The sequence below is a fragment of the Bradyrhizobium sp. genome (assembly GCF_019242285.1).
Lineage (GTDB): Bacteria > Pseudomonadota > Alphaproteobacteria > Rhizobiales > Xanthobacteraceae > Bradyrhizobium.
Map to the genome: position 1 here is coordinate 1 of NZ_JAFAVV010000551.1, position 14,792 is coordinate 14,792.

A 14,792-nucleotide genomic window follows, 5' to 3' on the forward strand; every position below is an offset into this window, starting at 1 on the left:
TCATTCGCCAAATGGCTCTTGCTGGTGGCGGTGATGGTCGTGGTGGACATCGTCTGGCTCACCATCGGGGGCTTGCTGCGAGGATTGGCGCTCTCGCCCAACGGCGAACGCGCGCTCAATGTCGCCCTCGGATTGATGGCGCTGATCGCTGCCGGACTGGCATTCGCTTAGCCATCCGCCATCAGCAGGCTTCTCGCGTGACAATCGGCGGTTCGGACGCGTACAGATCGTTCGTCGGACTGGTAGATGCTGTCGATGCCTGGGTGGAGAATTTCGTATGACTGTGCAAGCGGAGATCGAAGCGGTTGCCAAGGAGGTCATCGCCGCCCTGGCCAACCATTCTCAAATTCCGACCTTTTCTTCCCGGCCTGCCGGGCTGACCCTGGCGCAAGCCTATCGGGTCACGCCGCTGCTTCGCGCCGCCTTCGAATCCCGCGGTGAGAGAATGACCGGCCGGAAAATCGGTTTTACGAACCGCCAGATGTGGGAGATATATGGCGTGAAATCGCCGGTGTGGGGATATGCCACCAGCCGCACGACGCACGCGCTCGCAGACCGGCAGGTCATGGCCTTGGATGATTTCTCCGAGCCGCGGATCGAACCTGAGATCATGTTCGGCCTGGGGGCGGCACCGGCCGCCACCATGAGCGATGATGCGCTGATCGATTGCGTGGCGTGGGTCGCTCTCGGCTATGAGATCGTGCAGTCGATCTTTCCCGGCTGGAAATTCTCGGCGGCAGACACGGTCGCCGCGAACGGGGTGCATGGCGCGCTCCTGATTGGAACGCGTCATGCGATCGCGCCACGCCGGACGGAGTGGCAGCGTGAACTCTCCACATTCGAGGTTGAACTCCATTGCGACGGCGCCCTGGTGCAGCGCGGCGGCGGCGCGCTCGTGCTCGACAGTCCTCTGAAGGCGTTGCGCCATCTGGTCGAATTGCTGGCAGATGATCCGCACAATCCGTCATTGTCCGCGGGTGAGGTCATCTCGACGGGGACGTTGACGCTTGCGATGCCGGTCAAGCCGGGCGAACGCTGGACCGCCAAAGCAGCCGGCATTCCGCTCGAGGAAATCACCATTCGATTTGCCTGACCCCACCGCGCAGACCAAGAGGAGACCGCCCGAGCTGACACGCGAGTGTAACACTGCGTCTCTAAGGTTGGTTGGGGTTATGACAATGCCGTGACGGCTGGGGCACTTGTATTGATGGCGGTGGGCCGAGATGTCGGGGAGGCGAGACCGCGCCAGCCGATCCTGACCATGGGCCGGATCGTGATATTTCTCGTGATCTCGATAGGAATCGCCGTCGCCTATGGGGAGGAAAGGGCGCCTGCGGCGGGACCGCTGATTTTTCACATTCCAAGACAGGACCTGATCGAGGCATTGCAGGCCTATAGCGAGCAGAGCGGCGTGCAGGTGATGTATGAGACCGCGGCCGCGGCCGGCTTCAAGTCGACGCCGGTCGAGGGGCAGCTCACGCCGGAGGCGGCGTTGCGGACGCTGCTTGCCGATACCGATCTGCAGATCCGCTACAGCCGGCCCAGCGCCGTTACGCTGTCGTCGGCGGCGGCATCCAGTCCCGACGAGCCGCCCGCGCATCCGCTGGGGCCCGCCGATCTCACGCTCGACACGCTGCGCGTCACGGCCGCCGCCGAGGCCGTCGATCGCAGCCGGCTCGGCGAATATGTCGGTGCCGTGCAGTCCGACATCCAGAAGGTGCTGAAGAGGAATCGGAGCGGCCGGGCCGACTACCGGGTCGCGGTCCGGCTGTGGGTGACGCCTTCGCGCACCGTCGAGCGGGCGGAGCTCGACGGCTCGACCGGCGATCACGATCGCGACGCCACGATCGTCGATGCGCTGCGAGGCCTGACGCTGAGCCAGCAGGCGCCGCCCAACACCCCGCGGCCGATCCGCTTCATGATCTCGGTCCACGCCCTCTGAGAACTGGTTGAACCGTCGATGTCGGACCGAGCTGTCCCCAACCCCGTCATGGACCGTGAAGTGCCGCCACCGGATTGGCATGAGGTCGCCCGGCCGCTGGTCGGCGTGCGATCGCTTGCATTGGTTGCGCTCCTGGTGCCGCTGTTGCTCGCGGCGGGTGTGTTCTGGTTGCATCGTATGCCGCTGGGCACCAGCTCGCGCTTCGCCGACAATGTCGTGGACGTGCGCCTGATCGGCCCGCAGGAGCCGAGCGCGCTGCCGCAGGACAGTCCGCAGCCGGTGCAGACCTCGTCGCGGCAGCAGATGCAGCCGCTGGTCGACGATCCCGATCATTCGATTCCGAACCAGTCCAGCGAGCTCGTGCCGCCGGCGCCGGCACTGCTGCCGCGTCCGGCTGCGGCATCGGCGTCGTCCTCCGGCGTGCCGCGGCTGTCGATCGAGCATGAGGCGGCGCGGTTTCAGCAGGCGCTGCTGTCGCATATCGCGCGCTATCGGCACTATCCGGAAGATGCGCGCAGAGAGCGCGAGCGGGGCACGGTGCGCCTGGTGTTCTCGATGCTGCGCGACGGCACCGTCACCGATGTGCGGATCGCGTCGAGCTCGGGCTACGGTGCGCTCGATCTCGCGGCCGTCGAGACCATCCGCAAGGCGGCGCCGATGCCCCGGATTCCGGCCGAGCTGCCGGAGCCGCTCAACATTCACGTGCCGGTGGCGTTCGATCTGCCGTGAGCCATCCACAGGTACATGAGCGGTTTCGCGCGTCACGCGGGTGTCATCCTCCCTCGATACCTATTCTGCCATACCGCGGCCTTGTAAAAGCCGAAAAGGGCGGTGGATGGGGCGTAAGTGTCAGAGCAGAATGCCAAGTCGTTGCGTGAAGCGCTGTCGGCCGACTATGAGGGGCTGGTCAGGCGCCTGACCCGTTGCCTCGGCTCCTCCGACTTGGCGCGCGAGGCGCTGCACGAAACCTTCCTGCGGGCCGACCGGGTGTCGGAGACGGTGACCGTCCGCAGTCCCGTGGACTATCTTTTTCGCACGGCGATCAATGTCGCCAAGGACCGGCGCAGGAGCGACCGCCGGCTGCTGAGTGCGGCGGAAATCGCCGCGATCATGGAAGTTCCCGATGATCGGCCCGGCCCGTCCGTCGTCGCCGAGGCGCGCATCGAGCTCGAAGAGCTGGAGAAGGCGCTCGGGGAATTGCCGGCACGCCGCCGCAACGTGTTCGTGGCCGCTCATATCGAGCAGCTGGTCCACAGCGACATTGCGGCACGTTTCGGCATCGATGTCCGCACCGTCGAGTTCGACCTGCAGCATGTGATGGAGCACCTCGCCCGCCGTCTGGGACGTAAGGTCATTCGCCGGTTCGGACCTCGTCCCAAATCGGCGGCGACAGATTAGATTTCATCATTGGACCCCCCTGCAACCAGGCAGCGATTTGGATCTGATCGGCTCGGCCATGCCGCGCCACGGTGGCACCGGCCTGGTTTCGGAAACTGGAATTGCGGGTACGAAAATAGGATCATTCTCCGGCCGCCGATTTGGTAGCCATAAGGCCGAAGAGGCTCGATTTCGATTCAGTCGGGCGAGCGATGAATCGTCTATTCTGTAACGAGGTCGGGCCCAGGGCCTCGATTCGACGCACCCCTGTCCGCGGCCCGAAGTCCGCTGCACTCTCCTGCGAGCAACCCTTGCGGGCTTCGGGGTTAGGATACCAGGCGCTAGGGCGGCCGCCTCGGAGCGGGGAAACAAAGAGCAATCAGGCCTTGACTGCGGCTGACGACATTCCTCCCGAGCTCGACCCGCTGCTACGGCAAGCGATCGCGTGGGTGATTCGCCTCAATTCGGGGACCGCAACCGCCGACGATGCGGCGGCGTTCGAGCTGTGGCGGAGCCGGAGCCCGGAGCACGAGGACGCGTTCCGGGACGCCGTGAGGCTGTGGCGCAATGTCGGCGATGCGACGCGCCAGCTCGGAGCCGAAAGCAGGCTGCCCCGCGAGTTCGCCGACGACCGAGGTCTGCTGCGCGTTCCGCTGACCCGCCGCCGGCTGATCGGCGGCGCGATGGCGGCTTCCGTGAGCTGCTTATATCTCGCGATGCGGCCGCCCTTCGGCCTCTGGCCTTCCCTCAACGAATTGTCCGCCGACTATCGGACCGCCAAGGGCGAGCAGCGCCATGTGACGCTCACGGGCGACGTCGCGCTGACGCTCAATACCCAGACCAGCATCGCCATTCGATCGTCGCCGACCGAGCCGCGCATCGAGCTGATTGCCGGCGAGGCTGCGGTGACCGCGAAGCGCCGCGAGATGGCGCCGCTCGTCATCGACGCCGCCGGCGGAAGTATTTCGGCCTATCTTGCGACCTTCAACGTCAAGTGTCTCGATGAGGTGGTTTCGGTCTCCTGTCTCGACGGGACGGTCGACGTGGTCTGGAAGGGGCAGAGGCTTTCGATCCCCGCCGGACGGCAGGTTTCCTACTCGGCGGCCGCCGGCCTTGGGCCGCGGCTGGCGGTCGATGCGGACCAGGCGAAGGCCTGGCAGAACGGTCTGCTGATCGTCCGCGACTGGCCGGTCAGCCGCCTGGTCGAGGAGATCAACCGCTATCGGCCGGGCAAGATCGTGCTGATGAACGCCGGTCTCGCCGGTCACATGATCTCCGGCACCTTCCATCTCGACCATCTCGATGACTTCATCGGGCAGGCCCAGAATCTTTTCGGCGCCACGGCACGTTCCCTGCCCGGGGGCATCGTGCTGTTGAGTTAGACAATGATGCGTGCATGAAGCCCGTCAATCGGAATCAGTCGGGCTGCCGGGGGGTGGCCGTCGCTCCGCGAATTCGGGGTCCGAATCGGACGCGAAGCTTCGTTCCGATGATTCGTTAATTTTTTGATTCAGTCTCGCCTGCGCCCGGTCGTCTTCTAGTCGAGGCACACCGAGCGCGCGGCATCCCGCCGCGCCGCTCGTGGACGTGCGAGCAGGCGAGCGAGCGTTCGTGCGATTTGGATGTGGTGACAGGAGTCGTGGGCTTGGGCTTGGGCTTGGGCTTGCGCTCGACGGACTGCGTGGTCCGGCGGCGATGCTGGCGCTGGCCGGCGCTCTCGGTATTGGCGCTCTTGATATGGCGACGCCGGCCTGGGCGGAGCAGACCCCCGGCAAGCCGGCCGCTGCCGGCGCGCCGGCTGCGGCGTCGCAGAAGCCCGGCGCGGCGTCGGCGCAGAAGCCCGCAGGACCGGTGCAGCATTTCGACATCGACGATTTCGCCGTGCAGGGCGTCGAGACGCTGCCCCAGATCGATCTCGAGGAGGCGATCTACCCGTTCCTCGGTCCGAACAAGTCGGCCGAGGACGTCGAGAAGGCGCGGGCCGCGCTCGAGAAGGCCTATCACGACAAGGGCTACCAGACGGTCAGCGTCGCGGTGCCGCAACAGAACGTGCAGGGCAAGGTCGTCGTCCTGAAGGTGACCGAGCTGAAGGTCGGCAAGCTGCGGGTGAAGAACTCGCGTTACTTCGACCTCGACAAGATCAAGGACAAGGCGGCCTCGCTCCACGAGGGCAGGGTGCCCAACTTCAACGACGTCACCAAGGACATCGTCGCGCTGAACCAATGGCCCGACCGGCGGGTGACGCCGGCGCTGCGCGCCGGCGACACGCCGGGCACGGTGGACGTCGACCTCAATGTCGAGGACAAGCCGCCGCTGCATGGCAGCCTCGAGGTGAACAACCGCCAGTCGCCCAACACCACGTCGGCGCGGGTCAGCGCGACCGGGCACTACGACAATCTATGGCAGCTCGGCGATTCCTTCAGCTTCACCTACCAGGTCGCGCCGCAACGGCGCAAAGACGCCGAGGTGTTCTCGGCTTCCTACCTGGCGCATCACCCCGACATCGACTGGCTGAGCTTCCTGTTCTACGGCGTCAAGTCCGACAGCGACGTCGCAACCGTCGGCGGCACCAACATCGTCGGACCCGGCACGATCATCGGCAGCCGCGCGGTGATCACGCTGCCGAGCCGCGAGAACTTCTTCCAGACGCTCTCGGTCGGCGTCGACTTCAAGCATTTCGACCAGACGGTGTCGCTGGGCGCCGATTCGTTCGGCTCGCCGGTCACCTACTATCCCATCGTCGGGACCTACACGGCGAACTTCCAGAACGAGAAGTTCACGACCCAGTTCGACGCGTCCCTGACCTACAACATCCGTCCCCTGAGCGACGACGTGTTCGCTTTCGACAACAAGCGGTTCGACGCTTCGCCGAGCTTCACGCACGTCAACCTCGACGTCTCGCACACCCACGAGCTCCCGAAGGGCTACCAGCTCTACGGCAAGGTCCAGGCCCAGTTCGCGGACGGGCCGCTGGTGTCGAGCGAGCAGCTCAGCGCCGGCGGGCTCGACACCGTGCGCGGCTATCTCGAGTCCGAGACGCTCGGCGACGACGGCGTGATCGGCAATATCGAGCTGCGGTCGCCCAACCTCGGCGAGATGCTGCAGAAGCATGTGAAGGACGAGACCGGGCAGGGCGCCCCGCGCTTCGTCACCTTCAACGACTGGCGGTTCTACACCTTCGCCGATGCCGGCCATGTCAGCATCCAGCGCGCGCTGCCGGAGCAGCAGGACAAGTTCGACCTCTGGAGCTACGGCGTCGGCACCCGCTTCAAGGTTTTCAACACGCTGAACGGAATCGTCAATCTCGCGGTGCCGATGACCAATCAAGCCTTCACGCGCGCGGGCGACCCGCGCGTCAACGTTCGAGTCTGGGGTGAATTCTGATGAAACGGGAATGTGACCATATGGCGCGCCAGTCTCGACGGGGTGCACGCGCGGCAGCAAACGTAAAGACGTTTTTGCTGCTCGCGCTGGTCGCGGTGCTGACGTTCGCGCCACAGCCGGCCAAGGCCTGGTGGAACGACGACTGGCAGATGCGCAAGAAGATCACGATCGACGCCAGCGCCACCGGCGGCAACATCACCGACGCGATCGGCACGACGCCGGTGCTGGTGCGGCTGCATCCCGGCAATTTCCGCTTCAGCGCGGCCAAGGAGGACGGCAGCGATCTGCGTTTCGTCGCCGGCGACGACAAGACGCCGCTGAAGCATCACATCGAGAAGTTCGACGGGCTGCTCGGCGAGGGGCTGGTGTGGGTGGCGGTGCCGAACCTGCAGGCCGGCGCCAAGACCGACCTGTGGCTCTACTACGGCAACAAGAAAGCGGCGGCGACCGCGGATGCCAAGGGCACATATGACACCGACACGATGCTGGTCTACCATTTCGGCGAACGCGGCACGCCGTCGCTGGATTCGTCGGTCTGGGCCAACAACGCTCAGAGCGTCGGTCAGCCCGCCGAGGGATCGCTGATCGGGCTCGGCCTGCGGCTCGACGGGCGCAATGCGCTGACATTGCCGGCGTCCTCGTCGCTCGCCATGACCAGTGACGGCGCCTGGACCTATTCGCTGTGGATCAAGCCGGCGGCGCTGCAGCCCAACGCCGCACTCTATAGCCGCCGCGACGGCGCCAACGGCTTCGTGGTCGGCCTGGACAATGGCGCGCCGTTCGTCGAGGTCACCAATGCGGGGGCCGCCCAGCGCACCGCCGCCGCGGCGCCGATCGCCGCCGGCGGCTGGCACCATATCGCGCTGGTCGTGGCTGCGGGGCAGGTCACCCTCTATCTCGATGGCGCGGTCTATGGGTCGCTCGCCGCGACCGTCCCCGCGCTCAACACGCTTGCGTTGGTCGGAGCCGACTCTCAAGTCGTCAGCCCCGCTCCGGCCACGCCGGCGCCGTCCGCGAGCCCGCAGGCCGACACACCGGCTGCTGCGCCGGCCGCGGACGGCGGGGCGGCGCCCGTACCGGAGGCATCGCCCGACGCGGCGGCTGCGGCCGCACCGGCCGCGATGGCGGGATTCGTCGGCGACATCGACGAGCTCGAGATCGCCAAGGTCGCGCGGTCGCCCGGCTTCATCAGGTTCGCCGCGGCCGACCAGGGCACCGATCCGTCCAGGCTGATCTCGTTCAGCGTCGATGAGGAGACGGCGAGCTGGCTGTCGGGCTATTTCGCGGTGATCCTGAAGTCGGTGACCATCGACGGCTGGGTCGTGATCGGCATGCTGCTGGTGATGGCGGCGCTGAGCTGGGTCGTGATGCTGGACCGCGCCTCCTATCTCAACCGGCAGGCGAAGGCCAATGCCCGCTTCGTGAAGAGCTTCCACGAGCTCGATCTCGACTTCCTCGAGACATGCGAGGACGAGGAGGTGGCGACGCTCGGCGGCCGGCTCGCCGCCGGCGATGCACGGAAGATCCGGGCGTCGTCGCTCTACCGCGTCTATCACATCGGCACGGCGGAGATTCGCCGCCGCCTCGCCAGGCGGCGCACCGCGAGCGCAGCGGTCCTGTCGGCCGCCTCGATCGCCTCGATCCGCGCCGCGCTCGATGCCGGCGTGGTCAAGGAGATGCAGAACCTCAACCGGCTGATGGTGATCCTGACCATCGCCATCTCCGGCGGACCGTTCCTGGGCCTGCTCGGCACCGTGGTCGGCGTCATGATCACCTTCGCCGCGATCGCGGCGAGCGGCGACGTCAACGTCAACGCGATCGCACCGGGCATTGCGGCGGCGCTGGTCGCGACCGTGACCGGCCTCGGCGTCGCGATCCCGGCGCTGTTCGGCTACAACTACCTGATCTCGAAGATCAAGAACCTGACCAGCGACATCCAGGTCTTCGTCGATGAGCTCGTCACGCGGATGGCCGAGCTCTACTCCGCCGACCGGCCCGATCCGGTCGAGCAGCGCATGGCCGCGGAGTAGCGGCCATGCAGATCCAGTCCGACGCCAAGCCGTACGACGACATCAACATCACGCCGATGCTGGACCTCGCCTACGTCCTGCTCGTGATCTTCATCATCATGACGACGGCGACGGTGCAGGGCCAGAAGGTCAACCTGCCCAAGGCCTCGGCGGCGCCGAGCCTTGCGACGCAGACCACCAAGGCCATCACGGTCGCCAATGACGGCAAGATCTTCCTCGACACCATCCCGGTGACCTTGCCCGAGCTGGAGCAGCGGCTGATCCAGCAGAAGGCGCTGACGCCCGAGTTTCCCGTGGTGCTGCGCGGCGACGCGCAGGCGCAATATCAGAGCGTGATGGACGTGCTCGACCTGCTCGGCCGCGTCGGCCTGACCCAGGTCGGTCTCGCCACCAAGCCGCTCGTCAAGTGAGGCTACGGCGACCGATGGACCACTCGCTTCGCAACGCTCCCCCCGCTACGGGCACCGGCCGCGAAGGTCTGCTGTTGCAGATGCGAAGCGTTTTGCGGCGGACCCTGACGCGGCTGCATCTGGTGGAGGGCGCGGACGGCGACCGTTCGAAGCGCGCGAGCGATGACGGCCGCGAGGGCGTCGTCCTTGCGTTTCCGGTCCGGGGCGAGGCGCTGCTGGCGCGGCTCGCGGAGCTGTTGCGCGACAGGCTGGCGGCCGGCGGGCCCGTCGACGGCGACCCGTTCGTGCTGACGCTGTCGCGCCGGCCGCGCATGCTGCTGTCGATCGACCGCGCCGCCTATGTCGAGTTTCATGCCGACAGTGAAACCTTCCATCTCATCATGGACGTCACGCCGAATGCACGGGTGACGCTGGAGACGGGAGATTTCGACACGCTCGTGAGGTTCGTCCTGCGCTACGTCGCCGAGCAGCGACCCGGCGGCGCCGCGGTCGAGGTTGCGCCATGAATGCTCCCGTGCGCCACCGAGAGAAAGTCGTCACGCGCGACGCGGTCGCCGATACGTCTGCAGCTCAGCGAAACGGACGCGTGGGCCTGCGCTATCTCGCGGCGCTCGTCGTCGTCGCGCTGTTGCTCGCGGTCGGATGGTGGTGGCTCTTTTCCGGCAACGATCTGCCGCCGCCGCGCCAGGTGCGCGAGATCACGATCGTGACCATCATGCCACCGCCACCGCCCCCGACGCCTCCACCTCCACCGCCGGAGAAGCTGCTCAAGCAGCCGGAGATGGCGACGCCGGAGTTCAACAAGGAAGAGCCGCCGGCCGAGAAGCCGAAGGACGAGCCGATCAAGGACGCCAAGGCCGACGAGCCGCCGGGGCCGCTGTCGCTCGACGCCAAGGCAGTCGGGCCCGGCGATCTGTTCAATCTCGGCGGCAAGCCGGGCGGCAGCCCGTATGGTGGCCGCGGCGGCGGCCCGGGAGGCTCGTATGGGGCCTGGGTCAGCAACGAGATCCAGGCGGCGCTGCAGGCCAACAGCAGGACCCGGAGGGCGGTGATGCGGACGGAGATCCGGGTCTGGATCGATCAGACCGGGCGGATCACGCGGGTGACGCTCACGCCTTCGACCGGCGACGCCGAGCTCGATGCCGTCATCCGCAACGACGTGCTCGGCAATCTGACGCTGCGCCAGCCGCCGCCCAGGGACACACCGATGCCGTTGATCCACCGGGTGACGGAGACCCGGCCAGGGTGACGTGAATTTCGAACAGGACGACCAAGCGTAAGGGGACTGGGGACTAATGTTTGTGATCAATCCAAGTGCACGGCGGCGCCAATTGTCGCTGGCAGTTTCGCTGTTGGCGTTGTCGTGCGCCGCTCCGGCGTTGGGCCAGAGCATGGTCGATCAGGCGTCGACCTCGGACAGGAAAGGCGACTCGAAGCGGGTCAAGGTCAACAGCGCCAAGCCGACCTCGCCGAACGCGACGATCAACCTGGTCAACCTCCTCGTCGACCAGGGCGTGCTCAAGCAGGAGCAGGCCGACGCGCTGATCAAGCAGGCCGAGAATGAAGCCTATGTTTCGCGGCAGGCAGCCAAGGACGCCTCCGCCAGGGCGGAGGACGCTGCGAAGGCAGCGAACGCAGCCGCTTCGGCGGCCAACCCGCCGGGCACGCGCCACGTCACCTATGTGCCGGAGGTGGTCAAGAAGCAGCTCCGCGAGGAAATCAGGCAGGAGGTGATGGCCAAGGCGGAGAAGGAGAACTGGGCCTCGCCCGGCGCCTATCCCGAATGGGCGCACCGCATCCACTTTTATGGCGACTTCCGCGCCCGCTACCAGGGCAGCTTCTTCCCGAAGGGCAATGACCAGAACGACGCCATCAATTTCAACGCCATCAACACCGGGTCGCCTTTCGACAACGCGATCGGGGCCAGCAATCTCTTCAATGCGCCGACCTACAATGCGAGCCAGGACCGCAATCAGGTGCGGCTGCGCGCCCGTCTCGGCATGGACGCCGACCTGACCCACGGCTTCGATGCAGGATTGCGCATCGCCACCGGCGAGACCAACTCGCCGGTGTCGACCAACCAGACGCTCGGCGGCAGTGGCGGCGATTTCTCGAAATACGCACTCTGGCTCGACCGCGGCTATCTGAAATGGACCTCGTTCAACCAGGACATCGTGGCCTCGATCGGCCGCTTCGACAATCCATTCTGGTCGCCGACCGACCTCGTCTGGTACAGCGAGCTGGGCTTCGACGGCGTCGCCTTCCAGGCCAAGCATCAGGTCAACGACTATTTCATGCCGTTCGGGACCATCGGCGCGTTCCCGATCTTCAACACGTCGCTGAACCTCAGCACCAATCTGCAGGATCTGCGGGGCGCGCCATCGCAGGTCCCGAGCCACGACAAATGGCTGTTTGGCGGCCAGCTCGGCTTCGGCTCGCGTTTCGATCCGCAGACCCGGTTCCGCCTTGCCGCCGCCTATTACGACTTCGAGAACGTGCAGGGCCAGCTCTCCGCGCCCTGCGTGGTGGGCTCGAGCGCGGATGTCTGCAGCAGCGACCTGTCGCGACCGTCCTTCGCGCAGAAGGGCAATACCTACATGGCGTTGCGCAACATCATCGCCGACCCTCTCATCAACAACAATGGACAGATTCTGCAGTTTCAGTACTTCGGTCTGGTGCAGAAATATCGGCCGGTGGTCGCGAGCGCGCAGCTCGATTTCGGCCAGTTCAACCCCTATCATATCGTCCTCGATGGCGAGTTCGTCTGGAATTCGGCGTTCAATCGCGGCCTGACGGCTGCGGGCACGGGCCTCGATCCACAGACTCAGTCGCTTCCGCCGGGCGCGGCCATCAACAACCGGGCCGGCACGCCGACCGGCACGTTCGGTCCGTTCAACGGCGGCGACCAGGGCTGGATGGCGCGCGTCACGGTCGGCGACAACCAGATCCGGCAGTTCGGCGACTGGAACGTGCATGCCGGCTACAAATTCCTGGAATCGGACGCCACTCTCGACGCCTTCGTCGACTCCGATTTCGGCCTCGGCGGCACCAACCTGAAGGGCTATTTCGTCGGCGGCAATGTCGGCCTCAGCGAGAACGTCTGGGCCTCGGCGCGCTGGCTCAGCGCCAACAACATCGCCGGCAGCCCCTATGCGGTCGACGTGCTCCTGGTCGATCTCAACGCAAGGTTCTGAGCATGAGGAAAGCCATCATACTCGTCGTGGCGGCGACGGCGGCCGTCGCGGCCCTGCCGCCGATCTATCTGGCGCACGCCGATTTCGACACCGACCGGCTCCGCGACGCGCTGCGCTCCGCCACGGTCCAGATGCGGCAGTTGGAGGACCAGCGCGCCGCCTTGCAGGCGAAGGTCGCCGACGCCGAGCGCGCCACCGCTGCCGCCAAGGCGCAGGTCGAGGCGGCCAAGGCCGAGGCGCGCGCGGCCGAGAAGCAGTATCGCGAGGCGGTCGACGAGTTCAACAAGCGCCTCGCCGATCGCGACGAGACGCTGGAGAAATGGAAGACCGCCTATGAGGAAGCTGCGACCGTGGCGCGCAGCAAGGACGCCGAGCGCGCGAAGTTCGAAGGCGAAGCCACGAGCTACAAGGCGAGCACCAAGAGCTGTGTCACCAAGAACGGACAGTTGATCAAGGCGGGCCAGGAGCTGGTCGGCCGTTATCAGGCTGTCACGATCGGCGACACTATGGTGGCGCGTGAGCCGGTGTTCGGATTTCGCCGCGTCGAAATCCAGAACTCGCTCCAGGAAACCAAGGACAAGTTCCTCGACCAGAAAGCAGTGCAATGAACAGGAATATCAGCCGCGCCATCCGGATCTTGCCGCTCTGCGCGTCGGCGGTTGCTCTGGTGGTCGCCTGTCCGTCGGCTCCCGCTTTCGCGCAGACCGCTCCGAAAGCCCCCGCTGCACAGCCGGCCGCCAAGCCGAAGGCGCCGCAGACCACGGGCGCGGCACAGCCGAATGCGCCGGCAGCGCCGCCCTCACCGACCGCGGCCGGCAAGGCCGGCGACGACGTCGTGGCGCGGGTCGGCAACATCAACGTGTCCGCTGATGAAATGCGCGGCTATCTCACCGCCCTTGGCCCGCGCGAGCGCGCGGCCATCGGGCAGGATCCGGGCCTGCTCAGCCAGGCGGTGCGGCTGCAGCTCGCCAACCGGCTGGTGCTTCAGGAACTCGTCGCCAAGAAATGGGACCAGCAGCCGAACGTGGCCGCCCAGCTCGACAGGCTGCGCGAGAACGCGCTGGTCGAACTCTATCTGCAGACGGTCTCGGTGCCGCCAGCGAATTATCCGAGCGACGACGAGGTGCAGCAGGTCTACGACGCCAACCACAATGCGCTGCTGATGCCGCGCCAGTTCCAGCTCACGCAGATCTTCGTGCCGGCGGCGAAGGACGACAAGGCGGCGGAGGACGGCGCCAAGAAGGCGCTTGACGAGATCCAGCGCAAGCTCAAGGCGCCCGGCGCGGATTTCACGGCCATTGCGATCGAGAACGATAGCAAGACCGGCGGCGATCTCGGCTGGCTCGTCGAGAGCCAGATCCGTCCGGAAATCCGCGCGCAAGTCATGCAGCTCGCCAAGGGCGTGATCTCGGAGCCGATCCGACTCGACGACGGCTTTCACATCCTCAAGCTGATCGATACCAAGGCGGCCTATACGCGGCCGCTTGCGGAAGTGCGCGACCAGCTCGTGCAGCAGATGCGCTCCGAGCGCGCCGCAGCGTTGCGGCGCGCCTATCTCGGCGAGCTTCTCAAGCAGCATCCGCCCGTCCTCAACGAGTTCGCCCTGAGCAACCTGCTCGGCGAGCAGCCGCCCGCTGGGGCGAAATAATCGGATATTGCTGGAGTTCATCATGCCCGAAACCATCCTCACCAAGCTGACTCTTGCCGACCTGCGTGAAGTCCTGCAGCTCGCCGGCTACCGGGTCGAGACTATGACCGATCCCGTGGCGAGCGGGGACTATCTGCGCTCGGCGACCGGCGGGCTCGCCTTCGACGTGCGGCCCGGCAACCGTCTGGCCGCCGGCGACGGCAGCTTCATCGACGCCGCGCTGGTGGCGGTGCTGCAGGTCCAGGGCGAGCTGCCGCTCGATCTCGTCAACCGCTGGAATGCCTCCCGCCGCTTCGCGCGGCTGCAGCTCAGCCTGCCGTTCCTGGTGCTGACGCTCGACGTCTCGGTCGCCGGCGGAGTGGCGCGGGATCATCTGCGGGCGCAGATCGAGATCTGGGACCATCTGGTCCAGCAGCTCATCGCCTATCTGCGGGCCGAGCTGCCGAAGCTCGACGGCACCGATCGTGCGACGGCGCCGCCGGCGGCAACGAATGCGACGAGTGCCGATCGCAGCGTTCAGCCGAGCGCGCCCGCCACGATGCAGTGATCGGCACCGTCGATGAGTGACGCGCGCAACAATGGCAGCAGGCCGGAGCGGACCGGATCGTCCTCGCCGATGCGCTGGCTTCGCATTGCCGCCAGCGCGCTGACCTTCTTCTCCGCGGCCAAGGCGACCTTCGCCGAGGGACAGGCCGATTATCGGGCGGAAATTCCGGCGTCGTGGCTCGACTTCGCCAGGCGGCTGCAGCTTCAGTTCCAGCGCGAGCTAGCCGCCGACAACGAGAGCACGGCCAGATTTCACGACGC

Annotated in this window: 15 protein-coding genes; all 15 read left to right on the top strand. The window is 66.3% G+C overall.

All coding sequences use genetic code 11. The annotated features are described in order from the left end of the window. Positions 1-277 precede the first annotated feature (277 nt). Positions 278-1,093 carry a fumarylacetoacetate hydrolase family protein gene (locus JOY90_RS22325; protein WP_291693282.1) on the top strand — a complete coding sequence of 272 codons (816 nt, stop codon included), beginning with the start codon at positions 278-280 and terminating at the stop codon, positions 1,091-1,093. A 114-nt stretch (positions 1,094-1,207) separates the two neighbouring features. After that, on the top strand, positions 1,208-1,942 hold the full coding sequence (locus JOY90_RS22330) for a hypothetical protein (RefSeq protein ID WP_291693283.1): 735 nt from the start codon (positions 1,208-1,210) through the stop codon (positions 1,940-1,942). Positions 1,943-1,960: 18 nt separating this feature from the next. Beyond that, the gene (locus JOY90_RS22335; protein ID WP_291693284.1) at positions 1,961-2,671 is read left to right on the top strand and encodes an energy transducer TonB; all 711 of its coding nucleotides are present in this window, start codon (positions 1,961-1,963) and stop codon (positions 2,669-2,671) included. A 117-nt stretch (positions 2,672-2,788) separates the two neighbouring features. After that, positions 2,789-3,340, top strand: a complete 552-nt coding sequence (locus tag JOY90_RS22340) for an RNA polymerase sigma factor (RefSeq protein WP_291693285.1) — start codon at positions 2,789-2,791, stop codon at positions 3,338-3,340. A 365-nt stretch (positions 3,341-3,705) separates the two neighbouring features. Beyond that, positions 3,706-4,701 (top strand): DUF4880 domain-containing protein, encoded by a 996-nt coding sequence (locus tag JOY90_RS22345; RefSeq protein ID WP_291693286.1) that lies wholly within the window; start codon positions 3,706-3,708, stop codon positions 4,699-4,701. Between the two features lie 355 nt (positions 4,702-5,056). Continuing rightward, entirely contained in the window at positions 5,057-6,703 is a 1,647-nt protein-coding gene (locus JOY90_RS22350) for a ShlB/FhaC/HecB family hemolysin secretion/activation protein (protein WP_291693296.1), read from the top strand. After that, a complete protein-coding gene (locus JOY90_RS22355) occupies positions 6,703-8,733 on the top strand; it encodes a DUF2341 domain-containing protein (protein WP_291693287.1) in 2,031 nt (676 codons plus the stop codon). The genes JOY90_RS22350 and JOY90_RS22355 overlap by 1 nt, the downstream gene beginning before the upstream one ends. Positions 8,734-8,738: 5 nt before the next feature. Next, entirely contained in the window at positions 8,739-9,143 is a 405-nt protein-coding gene (locus tag JOY90_RS22360; RefSeq protein ID WP_291693288.1) for a biopolymer transporter ExbD, read from the top strand. Between the two features lie 14 nt (positions 9,144-9,157). Further along, a complete protein-coding gene (locus tag JOY90_RS22365) occupies positions 9,158-9,649 on the top strand; it encodes a hypothetical protein (protein ID WP_291693289.1) in 492 nt (163 codons plus the stop codon). Then, on the top strand, positions 9,646-10,392 hold the full coding sequence (locus JOY90_RS22370) for an energy transducer TonB (RefSeq protein WP_291693290.1): 747 nt from the start codon (positions 9,646-9,648) through the stop codon (positions 10,390-10,392). Before JOY90_RS22365 ends, JOY90_RS22370 begins: the two co-directional genes overlap by 4 nt. Before the next feature lie 46 nt (positions 10,393-10,438). Beyond that, positions 10,439-12,337, top strand: a complete 1,899-nt coding sequence (locus tag JOY90_RS22375; protein ID WP_291693291.1) for a putative porin — start codon at positions 10,439-10,441, stop codon at positions 12,335-12,337. Positions 12,338-12,339: 2 nt separating this feature from the next. Next, positions 12,340-12,945 carry a hypothetical protein gene (locus JOY90_RS22380; protein WP_291693292.1) on the top strand — a complete coding sequence of 202 codons (606 nt, stop codon included), beginning with the start codon at positions 12,340-12,342 and terminating at the stop codon, positions 12,943-12,945. Continuing rightward, positions 12,942-13,985 (top strand): peptidyl-prolyl cis-trans isomerase, encoded by a 1,044-nt coding sequence (locus JOY90_RS22385; protein WP_291693293.1) that lies wholly within the window; start codon positions 12,942-12,944, stop codon positions 13,983-13,985. Before JOY90_RS22380 ends, JOY90_RS22385 begins: the two co-directional genes overlap by 4 nt. Positions 13,986-14,007: 22 nt before the next feature. Then, entirely contained in the window at positions 14,008-14,532 is a 525-nt protein-coding gene (locus JOY90_RS22390; protein WP_291693294.1) for a YbjN domain-containing protein, read from the top strand. 12 nt (positions 14,533-14,544) lie between these two features. Next, a partial coding sequence (locus JOY90_RS22395; RefSeq protein ID WP_291693295.1) for a hypothetical protein occupies positions 14,545-14,792 on the top strand: 248 nt, incomplete at its 3' end.

Excerpts from the sequence above, each read along its gene's own strand:
- JOY90_RS22360 (WP_291693288.1), top strand. The coding sequence starts at position 8,739 with ATGCAGATCCAGTCCGACGCCAAGCCGTACGACGACATCAACATCACG.
- JOY90_RS22325 (WP_291693282.1), top strand. The coding sequence starts at position 278 with ATGACTGTGCAAGCGGAGATCGAAGCGGTTGCCAAGGAGGTCATCGCC.
- JOY90_RS22355 (WP_291693287.1), top strand. The coding sequence starts at position 6,703 with ATGAAACGGGAATGTGACCATATGGCGCGCCAGTCTCGACGGGGTGCA.
- JOY90_RS22385 (WP_291693293.1), top strand. The coding sequence starts at position 12,942 with ATGAACAGGAATATCAGCCGCGCCATCCGGATCTTGCCGCTCTGCGCG.
- JOY90_RS22375 (WP_291693291.1), top strand. The coding sequence starts at position 10,439 with ATGTTTGTGATCAATCCAAGTGCACGGCGGCGCCAATTGTCGCTGGCA.
- JOY90_RS22370 (WP_291693290.1), top strand. The coding sequence starts at position 9,646 with ATGAATGCTCCCGTGCGCCACCGAGAGAAAGTCGTCACGCGCGACGCG.
- JOY90_RS22330 (WP_291693283.1), top strand. The coding sequence starts at position 1,208 with ATGGCGGTGGGCCGAGATGTCGGGGAGGCGAGACCGCGCCAGCCGATC.
- JOY90_RS22350 (WP_291693296.1), top strand. The coding sequence starts at position 5,057 with ATGGCGACGCCGGCCTGGGCGGAGCAGACCCCCGGCAAGCCGGCCGCT.
- JOY90_RS22390 (WP_291693294.1), top strand. The coding sequence starts at position 14,008 with ATGCCCGAAACCATCCTCACCAAGCTGACTCTTGCCGACCTGCGTGAA.
- JOY90_RS22335 (WP_291693284.1), top strand. The coding sequence starts at position 1,961 with ATGTCGGACCGAGCTGTCCCCAACCCCGTCATGGACCGTGAAGTGCCG.
- JOY90_RS22365 (WP_291693289.1), top strand. The coding sequence starts at position 9,158 with ATGGACCACTCGCTTCGCAACGCTCCCCCCGCTACGGGCACCGGCCGC.
- JOY90_RS22380 (WP_291693292.1), top strand. The coding sequence starts at position 12,340 with ATGAGGAAAGCCATCATACTCGTCGTGGCGGCGACGGCGGCCGTCGCG.